The sequence below is a fragment of the Mariniflexile litorale genome, assembly GCF_031128465.2.
Classification (GTDB): Bacteria; Bacteroidota; Bacteroidia; order Flavobacteriales; family Flavobacteriaceae; genus Mariniflexile; species Mariniflexile litorale.
Window position 1 is genome coordinate 2,348,196 of record NZ_CP155618.1, and the last position, 17,368, is coordinate 2,365,563.

General features: G+C 34.7%; 11 protein-coding genes. All 11 read left to right on the forward strand.

The annotated features are described in order from the left end of the window. The 11 genes from QLS71_RS09575 to araA all read left to right on the forward strand — a co-directional run bounded on the left by QLS71_RS09575 (window position 1) and on the right by araA (window position 17,314). Window positions 1–3,525 carry a malectin domain-containing carbohydrate-binding protein gene (locus tag QLS71_RS09575; protein WP_308990981.1) on the forward strand — a complete coding sequence of 1,175 codons (3,525 nt, stop codon included), beginning with the start codon at window positions 1–3 and terminating at the stop codon, window positions 3,523–3,525. A gap of 99 nt (window positions 3,526–3,624) precedes the next feature. After that, window positions 3,625–6,060: a sugar-binding domain-containing protein gene (locus QLS71_RS09580; RefSeq protein WP_308990980.1), complete on the forward strand. Its 2,436-nt coding sequence runs from the start codon at window positions 3,625–3,627 to the stop codon at window positions 6,058–6,060. Window positions 6,061–6,071: 11 nt separating this feature from the next. Next, a complete protein-coding gene (locus QLS71_RS09585; protein ID WP_308990979.1) occupies window positions 6,072–7,088 on the forward strand; it encodes a zinc-binding alcohol dehydrogenase family protein in 1,017 nt (338 codons plus the stop codon). A gap of 90 nt (window positions 7,089–7,178) precedes the next feature. Beyond that, the gene (locus QLS71_RS09590; RefSeq protein ID WP_308990978.1) at window positions 7,179–7,970 is read left to right on the forward strand and encodes an SDR family oxidoreductase; all 792 of its coding nucleotides are present in this window, start codon (window positions 7,179–7,181) and stop codon (window positions 7,968–7,970) included. 259 nt (window positions 7,971–8,229) lie between these two features. Beyond that, a complete protein-coding gene (locus QLS71_RS09595; protein WP_308990977.1) occupies window positions 8,230–10,272 on the forward strand; it encodes a transketolase in 2,043 nt (680 codons plus the stop codon). 11 nt (window positions 10,273–10,283) lie between these two features. Next, window positions 10,284–10,940 (forward strand): fructose-6-phosphate aldolase, encoded by a 657-nt coding sequence (fsa, locus tag QLS71_RS09600; RefSeq protein ID WP_308990976.1) that lies wholly within the window; start codon window positions 10,284–10,286, stop codon window positions 10,938–10,940. A 40-nt stretch (window positions 10,941–10,980) separates the two neighbouring features. Further along, window positions 10,981–11,667 carry an NUDIX domain-containing protein gene (locus QLS71_RS09605; protein ID WP_308990975.1) on the forward strand — a complete coding sequence of 229 codons (687 nt, stop codon included), beginning with the start codon at window positions 10,981–10,983 and terminating at the stop codon, window positions 11,665–11,667. A 119-nt stretch (window positions 11,668–11,786) separates the two neighbouring features. Then, a complete protein-coding gene (locus QLS71_RS09610; protein ID WP_308990974.1) occupies window positions 11,787–13,472 on the forward strand; it encodes a ribulokinase in 1,686 nt (561 codons plus the stop codon). A 1-nt stretch (window position 13,473) separates the two neighbouring features. Continuing rightward, window positions 13,474–14,181, forward strand: coding sequence for an L-ribulose-5-phosphate 4-epimerase (locus QLS71_RS09615; RefSeq protein WP_308991117.1), 708 nt, complete (start codon window positions 13,474–13,476; stop codon window positions 14,179–14,181). 40 nt (window positions 14,182–14,221) lie between these two features. Next, on the forward strand, window positions 14,222–15,787 hold the full coding sequence (locus tag QLS71_RS09620; protein WP_308990973.1) for a solute:sodium symporter family transporter: 1,566 nt from the start codon (window positions 14,222–14,224) through the stop codon (window positions 15,785–15,787). Window positions 15,788–15,808: 21 nt separating this feature from the next. After that, window positions 15,809–17,314 carry an L-arabinose isomerase gene (gene araA, locus QLS71_RS09625; RefSeq protein ID WP_308990972.1) on the forward strand — a complete coding sequence of 502 codons (1,506 nt, stop codon included), beginning with the start codon at window positions 15,809–15,811 and terminating at the stop codon, window positions 17,312–17,314. Window positions 17,315–17,368 lie beyond the last annotated feature (54 nt).

Below are 17,368 nucleotides of genomic sequence, written 5' to 3' on the forward strand. Positions count from 1 at the left end.
ATGAAATATATACATTACATATTAATTATCTTTTTTATTAACTTGACTTCATGTAAAAGTGAAAGTCAAGTTAATGAAGTTCGAAAAACAGTTTCTTTAAATTCCGATTGGAAAACGATTGTATTAGATAGTTTGAATGAATCGGAAAGTGATTTTGTAAAGAATCTAAATCCAGATACTGATTGGGAAAATGTTTCAGTACCACATAATTGGGATCAATATTATGGTTACCGTCGTATGTCGCATGGTAATTTACACGGTACAGCATGGTATCAAAAAACGCTTCGTTTAGATGCTTCAAATAAAGAAAAACAACATTTTTTATTTTTTGAAGGTGTAAGCTCCTATGCGACTGTTTGGGTAAATGGCAAACACGTTGGTGAGCATAAAGGCGGACGCACTACGTTTACTTTAGATATTACTGATGCTGTTAGTTTTGAAAAAGAAAATACTATTGTTGTTAAGGCAGCACACCCCGCTTTTATAGCCGATTTACCTTGGGTTTGTGGAGGTTGTTCAGGTGAATGGGGCTTTTCAGAAGGTTCTCAACCTATGGGAATCTCTAGACCTGTATCATTGATTATTACTGATAAAGTAAGAATAGAACCTTTTGGCATACATATTTGGAATGATGATAAAACTTCAAAAGAAAAAGCGATTCTTCATATTTCTACCGAACTTAAAAATTATGATAATTCATCAAAAAACATCACCATTGTAAATTCGCTTTCTGATGAAGACGGAAATGAAGTCGCATCGATTAAAACGGAAAGTGTGAATGTTTCTGGTGTTAAAGAAATCAAGCAAACCTTACCTGAAATTTCAAATCCCAAATTATGGTCACCAAGTAGTCCGTATTTATATCAACTTTCAACAAAAGTTTATGAAGATGGAAATTTAATAGATGTATTAACAACTCCTTATGGGATTCGTTGGGTAAGTTGGCCTGTTGCAAGAGAAGGAGATGATAATCGATTTTTTATAAATGATGAACCTTTATTTATAAATGGCACTTGCGAATACGAACATGCTATTGGTAAAAGTCATTCGTTTTCAGATACTGAAATAAAAGCAAGAGTTGAACAAATAAAAGCGGCGGGCTACAATTCTTTTAGAGAGGGGCATCAACCTCATAATTTAAAATACCAAGAGCATTTAGACGAAGAAGGTATTTTGTTTTGGAGTCAGTTTTCGGCGCATATTTGGTACGACACACCAGAATTTAAAGATAATTTTAAAAGGCTTTTAAGAGAATGGATTAAGGAACGTAGAAATAATCCATCGGTGGTGATGTGGGGCTTACAAAACGAAAGCACCATTCCAAAAGCCTTTGCTGAAGAGTGTACTCAAATTATAAGAGAGCTCGATCCAACATCAGCCAAACAACGCATCGTCACAACCTGTAATGGTGGTGAAGGAACCGATTGGAATGTGATACAAAACTGGTCAGGGACTTACGGCGGTGACCCTTATAATTATGGTGAAGAACTCACGGAGCAATTATTAAACGGCGAATATGGAGCTTGGAGAACAGCAGATTTACACACCGAAGGTGAATTCGACCAAAAAGGTGAATTAAGTGAAAATAGGTTTTCGCAACTCATGGAAATTAAAGTGCGTGAAGCGGAATCGGTAAAAGATAAAATAGTTGGGCAATACCATTGGTTATTATATTCTCACGAAAATCCGGGAAGAACTCAAAACGGTGAAGGCTATCGTGATATAGATAAAGTGGGACCTGTAAATTACAAAGGTATATTTACGATTTGGGGTGAACCGTTAGATGCATTTTATATGTACAGAGCAAATTACGTTTCTAACAAAACGAACCCTATGGTTTATATTGTGTCGCATTCGTGGGCAAATAGATGGGATGCTGTAGGTGTGAAAAATGGGATTGACGTTTATTCAAATTGTGATGAGGTGGAATTATTTAACGATGTCAATAATGAATCCTTAGGAAAGCTTAAAAACTTAGGAGTTATAGGAGAACATTTTCAGTGGAATCATGTCGATATAAAATACAATGTGTTATACGCAGTTGGTTATGTAAACGGAAAAGCGGTAACTAAAGATTATATCGTTTTGAACAACTTACCAAAAGCACCTCATTTTGAAGCTTTAGTATCAGATTCTAACGATATTCTAAAACCAGATTCTAATTATAATTATATATATCGCGTTAATAGTGGTGGCTCAGATTATCAAGATGCTTTTGGAAATACGTGGTTAGCCGATGTTCATAAAACAGATGAAAACACCTGGGGTTCGCTGTCATGGACCGATGGTTTCGAAAATTTACCAGCCTTTTATGCGAGTCAGCGTTCTACCAACGACCCAATTGCAGGCACTAAAGATTGGGGTTTATTTCAAAACTTTAGATATGGTGCCGATAAATTGAGTTACGAATTCCCGTTACCAGATGGAGAATATCAAGTTGAACTTTATTTTACAGAACCGTGGTATGGCACTGGTGGTGGTATGGATTGTGCTGAATGGCGTGTTTTTGATGTCGCCATAAATAGCAAAGTCGTTTTAAAAGATTTGGATATTTGGAGTGAAGTTGGGCACGATACCGCATTAAAAAAAGTGGTTAATGCGAAAAGTGAAAATGGGACATTAAAAATTTCGTTTCCAAATGTTGCTGCAAGTCAAGCTGTGATTTCGGCAATAGCAATTTCAACAAAAAATAAAGAGGTTAAGCCTGCAAAATCGTCTTCTAAAAATATTTTAGATGTTTCAGCAAATGTTGAATTTGAAATGGGGTCTTGGTTAGATAATAATAGTAAACAGTATAAAAATTCTAATAATCTATTTACTAAATTACCTTCCGAAGTTTACGGAGCCGATTATTTGCGTTTTCCAAATTCAACTAAAACGAATATTTCAGGATCTTTTACTTCAAAAGAAAATGCGACTGTTTATGTGTTTGTTGATAGTAGTGTAAACCAAGTTTCATGGTTAGATGGCTATCAAAAAACTACGAACACTGTTACGAATTCAAAAGGAACACCATTCAACGTATTTCAAAAGAAAGTTAAAAAAGGCGAAAAGGTACTTTTTGAAAACCAAGATACAGGAAATATGTATTCCATTGTGGTTGTTCCAACATATTCAATGGAGGAACAAGACACCCGAACTATTCTGAAATTGGAAGCCGAAGAGGCTAAAATTAGTGGAGATGGCGTTGAAAAAGCATTTTTTAAGAAAAGTGATTATATAGAATTTACTAAAAATACCAAAAACAGTATTACTTTTACAGTAAATCCTGGGGTGGCAAATATTTATTTGTTGCGTTACCGATTTATGAATATGAATAAGTATCCAGTAAAAGTAAAACTCAAAATTGAAGACGCCAATGGCATCTTGCTTAGAAATGATGATATTGAGTTTCCAAATGCCGACGAAAAGTGGCGTATTTTAAACACCACATCAGGAGGCTATATTAATGCGGGTACTTATAAAATTCAAATTGAATCGGATGATATGAAAGGATTGCGATTAGAATCATTTGAATTTCAATAATATAAAAAATGAAACATCTAATTACTAGAATTTTGTATAGAAAATAAATGATAGTGTAGATGTTACATCCGACCATTAAAAAACAATAGATATTAACAGATGAAAGAGTTATTAAAACGTTTTGCTTTATTGAGTAGTGTTTTTTGCTTATTTGTTGCCTGCAATTTTGAAGAAAACGACATTCGAATTGTTGAAGATTTTAATTTCGATTGGCGTTTTAATTTGGGAGAGAATCCTGGTGCTAGTAAATTAGAATTTCAAGATAAAGATTGGAGAAAACTCAATTTACCACACGATTGGAGTATTGAAGGCGAATTTAGTGAAGAACATCCAACCAAACCAGAAGGTGGAGCTTTGCCCGCAGGAACAGCGTGGTATCGAAAAACGTTTACTATTCCAGAAGGATGGGTAGATAAATCAGTTTCTATTGAGTTTGATGGGGTTTACAGAAATAGTGAGGTTTGGATTAATGGACGTTACTTAGGGAAACGACCTAATGGTTATATCTCGTTTGCTTACGATTTAACAGATCATTTAAACTATGGTGAACAAGAAAATGTGATTGCCGTTAAAGTTGATAATTCTGAGCAACCAAATTCCAGATGGTACACCGGTTCTGGTATCTACAGGAATGTACGATTGGTAGCTTCTGAAAAATTACATGTTTCACATTGGGGAACGTATGTTACAACCCCAGAAGTTACAGAAGAAAAAGCATTGGTTAATTATGAAGTAACCATCCAAAACAATTCAAGACTTATTAAAAAGTTTAAATTGGAAACGAAGGTTTATGATGCCAATGATAGAGAGGTAGGAAAAGCAACAACCTTAGAAAAACTTTATCCTAAAAAAACATTAATTAAAGTATCAGATATAGAACTTTCAAATCCGAAACTTTGGAGTTTAGGCGACCCACATATGTATCGCATTGTAACCAGAATTTACGAAGATTCTGAATTGGTAGATAATTACAGTACCCCTTTTGGTATTCGTTATTTTAATTTTGATGCTGAAAAAGGCTTTTCGCTTAACGGTGTTCCAACTAAGATTTTGGGTGTTTGTTTACATCATGATAATGGTGCTTTAGGTGCACTTGCCAATAAAGCTGCTATAGAAAGAAAGCTGAATATATTAAAAGACATGGGTGTAAATGCGATTCGTACAGCACACAATCCACCTTCGTTAGAGCTCTTAGAACTATGCGATCAAATGGGTATTATTGTTCAAGATGAAGCTTTTGATGTGTGGAAAAAGAAAAAAGTTAAATACGATTATAGTGTTGATTGGGACAAATGGCATAAAAAAGATTTAGAAGATTTAATAAAACGTGATAGAAACCACCCATCTGTCATGATGTGGAGTATTGGTAACGAAATTCGTGAGCAATTTGATAAAACGGGAATTGCAATTACCAAAGAACTGGTTGACATTGTTAAAAGTTTAGATGCTACCAGACCCGTTACTTGTGCCTTAACCGAAAATGAGCCGAATAAAAATTTCATTTACAAATCGGGAGCCCTCGATTTATTAGGTTTTAATTATAAACACGAAGCCTACGAAGATTTTCCTGTAAGATTTAAAGGAGAAAAAATAATTGCTTCAGAAAATATGTCAGCTTTAGCAACTAGAGGCGAATACAGTATGCCTTCAGATAGTATACAAAGATGGCCATCAGCACATAATGTGCCGTTCGATGGCAATGAAGATTTAACAGTTTCTGCCTTCGATCAAGTGTCTGCTTATTGGGGTTCAACCCACGAAGAAACATGGAAAGCAGTAAAGAAATTAGATTTTATTTCAGGCTTATTTGTTTGGACGGGTTTCGATTATTTAGGAGAGCCCATTCCGTATCCATATCCCGCACGCAGTTCGTATTTCGGTATTGTCGATTTAGCAGGTTTCCCGAAAGATGTATACTATATGTACCAAAGTGAGTGGACTAATAAACCTGTTTTACATGTGTTTCCACATTGGAATTGGGAAGAAGGTAAAGAAGTAGATATTTGGGCGTATTATAATAATGCCGATGAAGTAGAGCTCTTTTTAAATGGAGAATCATTGGGTTCTAAATCAAAACAAGATGATGATTTACACCTGTGTTGGCAGGTTAACTTTCAGCCCGGAACCATTAAAGCCGTTTCTAGAAAAAACGGAAAAGTGGTTTTAGAAAAAGAGATTCATACTGCAGCAGAAGCTTCTAAGATTGAATTAGTTCCTCATAAAGAAAATGTTATAAGAGATCGTTATGATTTGGTTTATGTGACGGTAAATATTTTAGATTCTAATGGAAAATTTGTGCCTAAAGCAGATAATTTAATTCATTTTGAAGTTGAAGGGGGTGGTAAAATTGTTGGCGTAGATAATGGGTATCAAGCTAATTTATCTTCATTTAAAGCCAAAGAAATAAAAGCGTTTAATGGGAAGTGTTTGGTTATCATTCAATCGAACGGAAAGCATGATGATATTAAGTTAAGAGCATCAACCGATGATGGAGCTATGGAAGCGTCAATTGAAATTGAAACAGTAAACAATTAATAAAATAACAGATGAAATATATTGTTTGTGAAGAACCAAACAAATTTACTTTAAAGGAAAAGGAAAGTCCAATAAGAGAAGAAAACCAAGCACTTATAAAAGTACACAGAGTTGGTATTTGTGGTACCGATTTACACGCCTATTCTGGCAATCAGGCATTTTTTACGTATCCAAGAATATTAGGGCACGAATTAGCAGCCGAAATTCTTGAAATAGATGAAAACTCTCAAAACTTAAAAGTAGGAGACAAGGTAATTGTAATGCCTTATGTGAGTTGTGGTAGTTGTTTGGCATGCAGGCAAGGAAAAACAAATTGTTGCAGTAACATTCGGGTTTTAGGGGTACATGCCGATGGCGGTATGCAGGAAAATTTCGCCGTAAGAACCGATTTGTTAATTCCAGCAAACAATTTATCTTATGAAGAAATGGCTATTGTAGAACCTTTAGCTATTGGTGCACATGCTATTAGGAGAGCAAATGTACTTAAGGGTGAAAATGTTGTGGTTGTTGGTTGCGGACCCATTGGTATCGGATTAATGAAATTAGCACAAATTAAAGGCGCTGAGGTTATTGCTTTAGATGTTGACGAAGCCCGATTAGAGTTTGTGAAAAATGAAATAGGCGTAAAGCATGTGGTAAAAGTTTCAGAAACTGCTATTGAAGAAGTTTCCAAAATTACCAATGGCGATTTAGCCACAGCTGTTTTTGACTGCACAGGTAATAAACGTGCTTTAGAAGGCGGTATTAGCTACATGTCACATGGTGGTAGATATGTTTTAGTTGGCTTGTCTAAAGGTGAATTGGTGTTTAGTCACCCAGCAATTCATGCTAAAGAATCCACTATTATGTGTAGTAGAAACGCAACCCTGGAAGATTTTAATTTTGTAATCCAAAACCTTTATAAATTTCCAACAAAAGCCTTCGTTACGCATCAAGTTAATTTTACCGAAATGATTGAAAATTTTGACTCGTGGTTAGATCCAAAAACCAAAGTTATTAAAGCGATGGTTAATTTTTCTAGATATTAAAAAATAATAATGAATTTTATTTCAAAATTAAGTATAAATGAATAAATATCATGAGTATCCATGTTTTTGAAATTTTTAATTATAAAATAGATGGATTTACATTTAAAAGATAAGATAGTAGTAGTAACGGGTGCTGCAGGTATAAAAGGTAGTATTGGTGAAACGATAGTGCAAAGTTTAGCAAGCGAAGGAGCCATTCCTGTAATTGTTTGTCGTAATGATCGAGGATTTGGTTACGAAAAAGAACTACAAGCCAAAGGTATTGATGCGCTTTTTGTAAAAACAGACTTAACCTTTCCAGAACAAATTGAAGCTGCTGTAAAAGTAATTATTGAAAAATACGGTCGAATAGATGTTTTAATTAATAATGTTGGTGTAAATGATGGAGCAGGTCTAGAGGCTTCTATAGAAGATTTTATGTGGTCTTTAAAGCTCAATCTTGTTAGCTTTTTTGCCATGACAAAATATTGCTTACCATATATTAAAAAATCAAAAGGGAATATATTAAATATAGGTTCTAAAGTGAGTATGACTGGGCAAGGGGGTACTTCAGGTTATGCTGCATCAAAAGGAGGTGTGCTTGGTTTAACGAGAGAATGGGCGGTCGATTTAATTAAAGATAAAATTCGTGTAAATGCATTGATTATTTCAGAAAGTTGGACACCAGCCTATGAAACTTGGATTAAAACTTTAGAAAACGGCGAAGAAAAATTAAAATCCATTGTCAAGAAAATTCCTTTAGAAAATAGAATGACAACACCCGAAGAAATAGCTGATGCTTGCTTGTTTACTATTTCAGAAAAGTCTTCTCATACTACAGGTCAATATATTATTGTCGATGGTGGTTATGTGCATCTCGACAGATCGTTATTAACAGAATAGTTTTTAAGTTAAATATACTTTTTCTTGATCGTTTTAGCTATGAGATATATTGTTATGTTTAAAAATAAGTGTTTATCAAACACTTATTAAATAATTATTATATATTTGCAAATATATGTGTCTCATATATTTAATGTATATATATCTGTATTTGATAATAGGGTTTAGATAAAAAATTTTTAATTTTGCACATCGATTTTAAAAAACATATTGAATAACTAAATCAAAGTACAGGCAATTAAAATTAACCACAATTAAAATGAACAAAAAATTAGATCAACAAGCAGCAGATAATATTAGAGCATTAGCTGTAGCAATGGTAGAAAAGGCGAATTCAGGACACCCAGGTGGTCCTATGGGTGGTGCGGATTTCATGCACATTTTATACTCTGAGTTCTTTAATTTCGATCCAACAGATATGGAGTGGGCTTTTAGAGATCGCTTTTTTATGGATGCTGGCCATTTGTCTACATTAATGTATGCGCAGTATTATCTTTTAGGAAATTATGAGAAAAATGATGTTGCTAATTTTAGACAATGGGGTTCAATTACGCCTGGACACCCAGAAGTAGATGTTAAAAGAGGTATTGAAAATACATCGGGTCCATTAGGTCAAGGTCATACAATGGGTATTGGTGCTGCTATAGGTGCTAAATTTTTACAAGCCCGATTTGGAGAGTGGATGAACCATAAAATATATGGTTTTATTTCTGATGGAGGTGTTCAAGAAGAAATTTCACAAGGAGCAGGTAGAATCGCAGGACATTTAGGACTAAGTAATTTCATTATGTTTTTTGATTCGAATGATATTCAATTATCTACGGCTACCGATGAGGTAACTACAGAAGATACCGCCATGAAATACGAAGCATGGGGTTGGAAAGTAGTCACTATAGATGGGCATAATCACGATGAAATAAGAAAAGCTTTAACCGATGCAAATAACGAAACAGAAAGGCCAACCCTAATAATTGGTAAAACCATAATGGGTAAAGGTGCTGTTGCTGCCGATGGTAGTATGTTTGAAGGGCATTGTGAGTTACACGGTCAGCCAATTGGTCATACAGGTGCAGATTATGCAAAAACCTTATTAAACTTAGGTGCGAATCCAGAAAGCCCGTTTGATATTTTTAATGATGTTAAAGCCTTTTACAAAGATATTTTAAAAGAAAAAACAGCAAAAGCCGCTGAAAAGAAAGCGGTAATTGCAACTTGGAGAGCATCTAATAAAGCACTTGCAGATAAATTAGATTTCTTCTTATCTGGTGAATTACCAGAATTAGATTTCGAATCGATTGAGCATAAAGCAGGATTAGCTTCTAGAGCAGCTTCATCGGGAGTATTAGGATATTTAGCTGGAAAAGTAGAAAACATGATTGTGTCTTCTGCCGATTTATCTAACAGCGATAAAACAGATGGTTTCTTAAAGAAAACACATGCGCTTAAAAAAGGTGATTTCACAGGGTCATTTTTACAAGCAGGTGTTGCCGAATTAACTATGGCATGCATTGCAAATGGATTAGCATTACACGGAGGCATTATACCGGTAGTAGCAACATTTTTTGTGTTTTCAGATTATATGAAACCCGCTATTCGTTTAAGTGGTATTCAGGAATTAGGAGTGAAGTTTGTTTGGACGCATGATGCCTTTAGAGTAGGAGAAGATGGGCCAACACACCAACCAGTTGAACAAGAAGCTCAAATACGTTTATTAGAAAAGTTGAAAAATCATAGCGGTAAACCAAGTTTCTTGGCACTAAGACCTGCAGATTCTGCAGAAACAAGTGTCGCTTGGAAAATGGCTTTGGAAAATAAAGATACGCCAACAGGTTTGATATTGTCTAGACAAAATATTAAAGATATTCCAGCAATTGGTACATCAAGGTATCAAGAAGCATTAGCGGCCGAAAAGGGGGGGTATTTAGTGAAAGAAGTTGAAAATCCAGATGTTGTTTTAATAGCTAACGGATCGGAAGTAGCAACATTATTTGCAGCTGCTGAAATTTTAGAATCTCAAAATGGATTGAAAGTGAATATAGCCTCTATCATTTCAGAAGGATTATTTAGATTGCAATCTAAAGATTATCAAAATTCAATAATTCCTAAAAACAAACCATTGTTTGGTTTAACGGCAGGATTACCAGTAAATTTAGAAGGACTTGTAGGTGATAATGGAAAAGTGTTCGGATTAGATCATTTCGGATATTCCGCACCAGCTAATGTATTAGACGATAAATTCGGATTTACAGGTGAAAAGGTAAGCAAAGAAGTATTAGAATATTTAAAAACACAACAAAACTAAAATTATAAAAGATGAAATTTTTTATTGATACAGCAAATTTAAACGATATAGCCGAAGCACAAGCTTTAGGTGTTCTAGATGGCGTTACTACAAACCCATCGTTAATGGCTAAAGAAGGTATTACAGGAGCTGAAAATATTTTAGCTCACTACAAAAAAATATGTGATTTAGTAGAAGGTGATGTAAGCGCCGAAGTAATCTCTACCGATTTTGAAGGGATGGTAAAAGAAGGTGAAGCTTTGGCTGCACTTCATCCACAAATCGTGGTAAAATTACCCGTTATTGCCGATGGTATTAAAGCTTGTAAGTACTTTTCAGATAAAGGTATTAGAACGAATGTTACTTTAGTGTTTTCAGCTGGTCAAGCTTTATTGGCAGCTAAAGCAGGTGCTACGTACGTGTCTCCATTTATTGGTCGTTTAGATGATATTTCTACAGATGGTTTAAATCTAATCTCAGAAATTAGACTTATTTACGATAACTACGGTTTCCAAACTCAAATTTTAGCAGCTTCTGTACGCCATACAATGCACGTTATAGATTGTGCTAAGTTAGGCTCAGATGTTATGACGGGTCCGTTATCAGCTATTAAAGGTTTATTAAAACACCCTTTAACCGATAGTGGTTTAGCTCAGTTTTTATTAGATTATCAAAAAGGAAATAAATAATTAAAATATATACCTGTAAGTTTATTGTATTGATAATAATATGACTGTTTATAAGAAAGAATACCGAGAATTACAACAGATAAAATTAGCTGTTGATTGTATTATTTTCGGATTTAATGATAATAAACTAGAATTGTTATTAATACACAGAGGTTTTGAACCTCAAATGGGTAAATGGTCTTTAATTGGCGGTTTTGTTGGAGAAAATGAAGATTTAGACAAAGCCGCCAATAGAGTTCTATATAAATTATCTGGTTTAGAAGATATTTATATGGAGCAAGTAAAAGCTTTTGGTAAAGCCGATAGAGATTCTTCAGGACAAGTTGTTTCTATTACGTATAGTGCTATGATTTTAAAATCGGAGTATAATGAAGAGCAGGTTAGTAAATATAATGCGAAATGGTTTCCTATTGATGAATTGCCAGAACTTGTTTTCGATCATAAAGATATGGTTGAATCTGCTATAAGAAGATTGAGACGTCGTGTTAGAAATTTTCCAATAGCCTTTAATTTATTGCCAGCTAAATTCACGTTACCTCAACTACAAATGCTTTACGAAGGTATTTTAAATGAGCCTATTGATAAACGAAATTTTAGACGAAAAGTGCTTCAAATGAAGTATTTGATTAGGCTTGAGGAAAAAGACATGTCCGAATCGAGAAAAGGTGCCTATTTCTATCGATTTGACAAAGCTCTTTATAAATTGGAACAAAATTTTAATCTATAACATTGTTTTAGATTATTTTTTTGTCCAAAATCACAAGTGTTTTTTAAACACTTGTATAATTATGTATTATATTGCGCTGCTAATTTAGCAGAGTATTAAATTAATAAATTTCTATTTAGATGGAAACCATGAGTGATGAAAAGTACACTATAGGGATGGATTTTGGGTCAGATTCTGTTAGGGCATTAATAGTAAATGCTTCTACAGGTGAAGAAATGGCTACGGCTGTTCACTATTATGCACGTTGGAAACAAGGTAAATATTGTGAGCCTTCAAAAAATAAATTCAGACAACATCCTTTAGATTATATTGAAGGTATAGAGAATACTATTAAATCTGTAGTTTCAGAAGTAAGTGCGAATGTTGTAAAAAACATTGTAGGTATTGGTGTCGATACGACTGGTTCCACACCTGTAGCAGTGGATAAAACAGGCACACCTTTAGCATTATTAGAAGGTTTTGAAGAAAACCCAAACGCCATGTTTGTTCTTTGGAAAGACCATACAGGTATTAAAGAGGCAGATGAAATAAATGCTTTATGCAAAAAATGGGATATTGATTATTCTCAATACGAAGGAGGTATTTATTCTTCAGAATGGTTTTGGTCAAAAATTCTTCATGTTTCAAGAGCAGATAAAAATGTTCTAGATCAAGCATATTCATGGGTTGAGCATTGCGATTGGGTACCATTTTTACTAACTGGCGGAAATGACGTTCATCAAATGAAACGTAGCCGTTGTGCTGCTGGTCATAAAGCTTTATGGCATGAATCATTCGGTGGATTACCTCCTAATGATTTCTTCATGGCTTTAGATCCCGTATTAAATGGTTTAACAGAACGCTTATTTAAAGAAACTCATACATCTAATATTTCAGCAGGAACCTTATCTGAAGAATGGGCAAAACGGTTAGGCTTGTCAACTTCGGTAGTAGTTGCTGTAGGGGCTTTCGATTGTCATATGGGTGCGGTTGGTGTAAATATTGAACCCTATTATTTAACCAAAGTTATGGGAACTTCAACCTGTGATATTTTGGTAACACCATTACAAGAAAAAGAACATTTAGTTAAAGGTATTTGCGGTCAGGTAGACGGATCGGTCATACCAAATATGTTAGGTTTAGAGGCTGGTCAATCGGCTTTTGGAGATATTTATGCATGGTACGAGCGTTTAATTTCATGGCCTATTATAGAGCTTGTAGGAAATTCAAATTTAATTAGTGAAGATGTTAAAGCGAAACTGGTTGAAGAATCAATAGCTAATATTTTACCAAAACTAAGTGAAGCTGCATCAAAAGAACCTATAACAGCTTCTGGAGAATTGGCTTTAGATTGGATGAATGGTAGAAGAACACCCGATGCGAATCAAAATTTAAAAGGTGTTATTTCAGGAATTAATTTAGGAAGCTCATCACCAAAAGTGTTTAGAGCTTTAGTTGAAGCTTCTTGTTTTGGAGCTAAAAAAATAGCAGATAGATTTATTAGTGAAGGCATTCCTGTTAAAGGAGTGATCGCTTTGGGTGGGATTGCAAAAAAATCAACATTCGTCATGCAAACTATGGCAGATGTTTTAAATACACCTATTAAAGTAGCTCAATCTGAACAAGCTTGTGCATTAGGAGCTTCTATTTTTGGCGCAGTTGCCGCTGGAGTACATCAAGATACAGAATCTGCAATGAATGCCATGGCAAGTCCCTTTGAAAAGGTTTATCAGCCCATAAAAGAAAATGCAGAAGCATACAAAAAAGTATACAATAACTATAGTGAATTAAGTGTTGCTATGGAAAATCATATCATGAAAAATTAAAATTATGAGTCTTTATAAATCATTAAAAGAAGAAGCCTACGAAGCGAATATGGAGCTTCCTGAATTAGGATTGGTGCTCTTTACATTTGGAAATGCAAGTGCTGTAGATAGAAGTAAAGGTGTGTTTGCTATAAAGCCAAGTGGCGTGCCTTATGTTGATTTGAAGCCAGAAGATATGGTGATTTGCGACTTCGAAGCTAAAATAGTTGAAGGATCTATGCGACCTTCTTCAGACACTAAAACACATGCCGTTTTATATAAAGAATGGGATAAAATAGGAGGTGTGGTACATACGCATTCAACCTACGGAACTGCATGGGCACAAGCCATCAAGGATGTGCCTATTTTTGGTACTACACATGCCGATCATTTAATTTCTGATATTCCGTGTGCACCACCAATGAAAGATGATTATATTGCAGGCGATTATGAGCATATGACGGGGTATCAAATTATAGACTGTATCAAAGAACGTGGATTAGATTATAATGAAGTGGGTATGATACTTGTTGGAAACCATGCGCCATTTACATGGGGTTCAACGGTTGCAAAAGCCGTTTATAATAGTGCTGTTTGTGAAGAAGTTGCTAGAATGGCATACTTAACGTTACAAATAAATCCGAATGCTGCTAAATTAAAAGAAGCATTAAAGAAGAAGCATTATGAACGTAAACATGGTAAAGATGCTTATTATGGACAAGGATGTTAAATAACTGAATATAACTAAATACTAACTAAATTAATTAAATATGGGAATTTTATCTTTTGTTGCTTTTACCTTGCTTGTTGCTGTAATAGCATGGTGGTCTACTCGTAAAACCGATGAGAATTCATCTGATGGCTATTTCTTAGGAGGAAGAAGCCTTACAGGACCAGTAATTGCAGGGTCGTTATTATTAACTAATTTATCTACTGAGCAAATTGTAGGAATGAATGGGGTGTCTTTTAGAGATGGCTTACCAATTATGGCATACGAAGTTGTAGCGGCTATTGCTATGGTTTTTACAGCTTTTATATTGCTTCCTAAGTATTTAAAAAGTGGAATTGCAACTATACCACAGTTTCTAGAAAAGAGATATGGCAAAAGTACTAAAACCATTGTTTCGCTATTATTCTTATTAGGATATGCCATTTCCATGTTACCAACCGTATTATATTCTGGAGCATTGGCTATAAATACCATGTTCGATATTCCTGAATCATTAGGAATGGAAGCAGAACCAGCTCTTTGGGTTACTGTATGGGCGATAGGTATCATCGGTAGTATTTATGCTATTTTTGGAGGTTTAAAAGCGGTAGCTGTATCAGATTCTATAAATGCTGTAGGGTTAATTATAGGAGGCTCATTAATCCCTATTTTTGGTTTAATGAAAATTGGAGATGGTAATGTGCTTACAGGATTAAATAGACTAACAACAGCACTTCCTGAAAAGTTTGATATTATTGGAGGACCTGATTCTGATGTACCTTTCTGGACGCTTTTTACAGGAATGATTATTGTGAATTTCTACTATTGGGGAACCAATCAAGCTATCATTCAAAGAGCTCTTGGTGCTAAAAATTTAAAAGAAGGTCAAAAAGGACTTTTACTAGCGGCATTTATCAAAATATTAGGACCATTTATTGTGGTATTGCCAGGTATTATTGCCTTTTATATTTTTAATGGTGATTTAGCAAATCCAGATGAAGCCTATCCTATGGTTGTAAAAGCGGTGTTGCCAATTGCATTTATCGGTTTCTTTGCGGCAGTACTTTTCGGAGCTATTTTAAGTTCATTTAATAGTGCTTTAAACAGTTCAGTAACCTTATTTGGTCTTGATTTCTATAAAGAATACATAAATAAAGAGGCCTCTGAAAAACAAGTAGTTAAAGCAGGTAAACTTTTTGGTATTGTTCTAGCTATATTTTCTATGGCTATAGCTCCTTTATTATACGGTGTTGAAGGTGGTATTTTCACGTATTTACAACAATTAAATGGTACACATAGTGTGCCAATTTTAGCAATCGTAATTGTTGGGATATTCTCTAAACGCGTATCTGCTAAAGCGGCAAACATAGCCATTCTGTTTAGTGCAGTTACGTATTTAATTACTTTATATGTAATTAAGCCAGACATTAGTTTCTTACACCTAATGGGTATTCTATTTGTACTTACCATAATAATCATGTTTGTTGTAAGTAAGTTTTTCCCAAGAGAAACAGATTACGAACAGGAATATACCAAGCAAGTGGATATTACAAATTGGGTATATCTAAAACCAGTGGGTTATGCAGTTATAGCTATGGTTGTAGGACTTTATATTTATTTATCATAATAAAACTTTTTAAAATATAAGATGATTAATTTAAAATTCGGCGAGGTTTGGTTTGTAACCGGTAGCCAAGATTTATACGGTCCTGAAACATTAAAACAGGTTGCCGAACATTCAAAAGAAATTGCAAATGCATACACTGCAAGCAGTGTTATTCCTGTAAATGTAGTTTTTAAACCAACAGTAAAATCACCTGAAGAAATTCATGCTATTTGTAAAGCTGCCAATAACGATGATAATTGTATTGGTATCATTACATGGATGCATACATTTTCGCCAGCTAAAATGTGGATAGCAGGTTTAACCGCTTTGCAAAAGCCATTTTTACATTTACACACACAGTTCAATAGAGATATCCCTTGGGGAACCATTGATATGGATTTTATGAACTTAAATCAATCGGCACATGGCGGTCGTGAGTTTGGGTTTATGGTGTCAAGACTACGTAAAAATCGTAAAGTAGTGGTTGGACATTGGAAAAATGAAAAAGTTATTAAGCAGGTTGCCGATTGGTGTCGTGTAGCAAATGCAGCAGCCGATAGTAAACGTATGAAAGTGGCTCGTTTTGGTGATAACATGCGTCAAGTGGCCGTAACTGATGGTAACAAAGTATCAGCTCAAATAAAATTTGGTTACGAAGTAAATGGCTATGGTATTGGCGATTTAGTAGCTTATGTAAATCAAATAACCGATGCACAAGTAGACCGATTAGTTCAAGAGTATGATGATACTTATGTGATGGCTTCTAAAATTAAAGCTGATGGAACGATGCGTCAATCTTTAAAAGATGCGGCTAAAATTGAGTTAGGTATGCGTGCTTTTTTAGAAAATGGTGGTTATACAGCATTTACCGATACGTTTGAAGATTTACATGGTATAAAACAATTGCCAGGTATTGCAACTCAACGTTTAATGGCGAGTGGTTATGGTTTTGGTGGCGAAGGCGATTGGAAAACATCGGCTTTAGTACGTACCATGAAAGTTATGGGTGCAGGTCTAGATGGTGGTAATAGCTTTATGGAAGATTACACGTATCACTTTGATCCAGATAATACAACCTGTCTTGGTTCTCATATGTTAGAAATTTGCCCAACAATAGCTAAAGGCGATGTGTCTTGTGAAATTCACCCATTAGGAATTGGTGGAAAAGAAGACCCTGTTAGATTAGTATTTAATGGTGGAGCAGGAAATGCTTTAAATGCATCCGTAGTAGATATGGGCAACCGTTTTAGAATGCTTGTAAACAAAGTTGAAGCGGTAGAGATCAAAGAAGGTTTGCCAAAATTACCAGTAGCACGTGTGCTTTGGGATGCGAAACCAGACTTACAAACAGCAGCTGCGGCCTGGATTTATGCAGGGGGTGCACACCATACATGCTATAGTCAAAATATTTCTGCAGAATCCTTAGAAGATTTTGCTGAAATTATGGATATCGAGTTTTTATTAATAGATGAAAAAACTGATTTATACAGATTTAAACAAGAGCTTCGTTGGAATGATGCCGCTTACGTTATAAACAAAGGATTTTAAAATAATCTTATAAATTTAATATTAGTTTAAAACCACCACAAGTTCTCTTTTGGT